3 protein-coding genes and 1 pseudogene are annotated in these 3,305 nt (G+C 75.2%); 3 read left to right on the top strand and 1 reads right to left on the bottom strand.

The window, feature by feature from the left end; all coding sequences use genetic code 11:
- A pseudogene (locus RIF68_RS31965) lies at positions 1–331 on the bottom strand (hypothetical protein); the annotation flags it as partial.
- Positions 332–652: 321 nt separating this feature from the next.
- Between RIF68_RS31965 and RIF68_RS31960 the strand changes: the two are divergent.
- The 3 genes from RIF68_RS31960 to RIF68_RS31950 all read left to right on the top strand — a co-directional run bounded on the left by RIF68_RS31960 (position 653) and on the right by RIF68_RS31950 (position 3,168).
- Positions 653–2,065: an aminopeptidase P family protein gene (locus tag RIF68_RS31960; protein WP_309054759.1), complete on the top strand. Its 1,413-nt coding sequence runs from the start codon at positions 653–655 to the stop codon at positions 2,063–2,065.
- A 239-nt stretch (positions 2,066–2,304) separates the two neighbouring features.
- The gene (locus RIF68_RS31955; RefSeq protein WP_309054758.1) at positions 2,305–2,511 is read left to right on the top strand and encodes a cold shock domain-containing protein; all 207 of its coding nucleotides are present in this window, start codon (positions 2,305–2,307) and stop codon (positions 2,509–2,511) included.
- 243 nt (positions 2,512–2,754) lie between these two features.
- A complete protein-coding gene (locus RIF68_RS31950) occupies positions 2,755–3,168 on the top strand; it encodes an STAS domain-containing protein (RefSeq protein ID WP_309054757.1) in 414 nt (137 codons plus the stop codon).
- Positions 3,169–3,305 lie beyond the last annotated feature (137 nt).

The following is a 3,305-nucleotide window of genomic DNA, read 5'->3' as shown; positions in this document are numbered from 1 at the left end:
GCACCGGGCGGCCGAGGATCTCCAGGCCCGCGGCGGGCGGCACCGGCGCCACGACGTCCGCCGGCCCCGTGCCGGCACTCGCCAGGCCGGCGTCGACCAGCTCGCCGTACGCCGCGGCGAGCGCGGCGCCGTTCAGCCCGGCCGCCTCCCCGACCGCGTCGAGCGGCGCGGGAGCCCGCTCCAGCAGGGCCAGGTACACCCGGCTCGCGGCCTCGCCGACCCCCAGCAGCCGCAGGGCGTCGGCGAGCCGGCTGTGCGCTGCGGCCGCTGCCGGAGAGGGCGTGGCGGCCGCCCGGGGCAGGGGCGCGGGGCCCGGGGAGGCAGGAGTCATGGCCGCATTATCGACGGCGGCCGACGCGCCGGGAGCGGGCGGGGGACGGGGTGCGGTGGCCGATCCGTGCCACTGGCACTTCTGCGCCCCGGAGCGGCCCGCCCGCCGGTACCGTCCCGGCTCGGACACGCACCGCCGCCACCGGGGGGACGGCGGCAGCGGGCCTCACGACAGTCCTGGCACCGCCCCTGCCCCCACGACCGTGGGTCGGCGGTCACCGGAACGGCGCCAGGGCGTGGCGCCCGTACCGCCGCCGGAGGGCACGGCCTCACACCGCACGGACGCACGCCCGGTCACCGACCGGGACGAAAGGAGCACCTCATGGCCAAGCGCCGCAAGAACGGGCTCTACCACGACATCTCCGAGGAACTGTCCGCGCTCATGCGCACGGGCTGGGCGGACACCGAACGGCACGATCTGGAGCCGGACGAGCAGGCCCCGTACGCGGCCCGGCGCCGCGCCGCGCTCTCCGCGCGCTTCCCGGGCGAGCGTCTCGTCATCCCGTCCGGCAACCTCAAGACGCGCTCGAACGACGACATGTACCCCTTCCGCCCCTACTCCGGGTACGTGCACATGACCGGCGACCAGGCCCGGGACGGCGCCCTCGTCCTCGAACCGCGCGCCGACGGCGGTCACGACGCCTACTGTTACCAGCTCCCGCGCGACAGCCGGGACGACGACGAGTTCTGGACCGGCTACCACGCCGAGCTGTGGACGGGCCGCCGCCGCTCCCTCGCCGAGTCCGAGCGCGTCCTCGGCCTGCCCTGCCGCGACGTCCGGACGGCCGCCCGGGACCTGGCCGCCGGATCCGGCGCGCCGACCCGGATCGTCCGCGGGCACGACCCGGCCCTGGAGGCGGCCGTCACCACCGACGAGGAGCGGGACGCCGAGCTGGAGACCGCGCTCGGCGAGCTCCGGCTCGTCAAGGACGACTGGGAGATCGCCGAGCTCCGCAAGGCCTGCGACTCCACCGTGCGCGGCTTCACCGATGTCGTGGGGGAGCTGTCCCGGGCGGTCGCCACCTCCGAGCGGTGGATCGAGGGCACCTTCTTCCGCCGCGCCCGCCTGGAGGGGAACTCCGTCGGCTACGGCTCCATCTGCGCCGCCGGTGAGCATGCCACGATCATGCACTGGACCGACAACGACGGCCCGGTCCGCCCCGGCGACCTGCTGCTGCTCGACGCCGGCGTGGAGACCCGTACGCTCTACACCGCCGACGTCACCCGCACCCTGCCGGTCTCCGGCACGTTCACCCCGCTCCAGCGGCGGGTCTACGAGGCGGTGTACGAGGCCCAGGAGGCCGGCATGGCCGCGGTCGAGCCGGGTGCTCCCTACCGCGCCTTCCACGAGGCGGCCCAGCGCAGTCTCACCGCGCGCCTGGTCGAGTGGGGGTTCATCGAGGGCCCCGTCGACCGCGCGTACGCCCTCGGCCTCCAGCGCCGGTTCACCATGGCCGGCACCGGGCACATGCTCGGCCTCGACGTGCACGACTGCGCCACCGCCCGGACGGAACAGTACGTCGACGGCGTCCTGGAGCCGGGCATGGTGCTCACCGTCGAGCCCGGCCTGTACTTCCAGCCGGACGACCTCACCGTGCCGGCGGAATGGCGCGGGATCGGCGTACGGATCGAGGACGACCTGCTGGTCACCTCCGACGGGCACGAGAACCTCTCGGCGGGGCTGCCGCGCACCGCCGACGAGGTCGAGGCGTGGATGGCCCGCTTCGCGGGGTGACCCCGCCGCACCGGCGGTGGGGTGCCGGGCCGCCGCCCGGGGCGCGGGGGCGCCTCCGCCCGGCCCGGGGCCTGCCCCGTCCGGCCCGGGCACGGGGACGCTCCCGTTCGGCCCGGGACCTGCCGTCCGGCCCGTCCCCCGAGCACGCGCCCTCGCCCGGGGGGCGGACAGACGGATCCACCGTCACGGGGTAGGGATCCCTCGGAAGGCGCGTGCGCGCCGGGAGCCGAGGAGGCGTCGTGGAAAACAGGGTCACCGGATTCGTTCAGTCCTTCAACCGTCACGCCGGCTACGGGTTCGTCCTCGCCATGGGCTCCGAGGACCCGGTCTACTTCCGGGCCGAGGACGTGGAAGGCGGGGGCCAGGCCCTTTCGGAAGGGCAGCAGGTCTCGTTCGTGCTGGTCCTGGGAGAGGGCCGTTTCGAGGCGAAGGAGATCCGCCCCTGACGGTGCCGGCCGCTGCGCACCCGCGCCGGCCGGCACCGCTCGGCGGGACGTGACCGCCGAGCCCGGGGGACGGGACGGCTGCGGCCGGTGGGGTGGGAGAGAAGGAGCCCGAGGCGAACGGGCGAGCGAGCCGGAGCCCCGCATTCACCGATTCAGGTGACAGTGGACCAGGCGAAACGTGCCTCTCCTGGACAGGGCGGCCACGCTCGTCGTGACACCTGGCCCCACCCTGTGGAGCGTCCGATGCAGCTGATCCCCCGTCACGACCCGCACCTCCTCGTCCGCTCGTCCGACGGCCACACCGTCGCGGCGCTCCTCGGCGAACTCGACCTCGTGCAGGTCCGCCGCCTGCGCCCCGAGTTCGACGCCCTCGTCCGCGAGTCGGACGCCCTGACCGTCGACGTCCGCCGGCTCGCCTTCTGCGACGTGACGGGGCTCGGCCTCCTCGCCCACGGCGCGGGACGGGCACGGGCGGGCGGAGTCCGCTGGTGGCTGGTGTGCGACCAGCCCTGGCTGCTCCGGCTCATCCGGCTGACCGCGCTCGACGAACTGCTGCGCCCCCGCCCCTTCGCCCCCTACGGGGCACTCGACCCCGTGGTGCCCTCCCGGCCTCCCGGGCCGGTCGACCCCGGACGGTGTGACGAGGTGGTGCCGTAGGGCAGGCCCCGGGAGTCGATCACCGAAGGCCTCCGTCGGAGGGCGCCGCGATACCGTCGCCGTATGTCTGAAGTCCGGTTGACCACGCCCTCCTTCCTCGTGCTCGGCATCATCGACCAGCTGGGCGAGGCCAGCCC

Source organism: Streptomyces sp. (genome assembly GCF_031178505.1).
Classification (GTDB): domain Bacteria; phylum Actinomycetota; class Actinomycetes; order Streptomycetales; family Streptomycetaceae; genus Streptomyces; species Streptomyces gulbargensis.
Note: the sequence above shows the minus strand (reverse complement) of the source record. Positions and strands in the feature narration are given on the sequence as shown.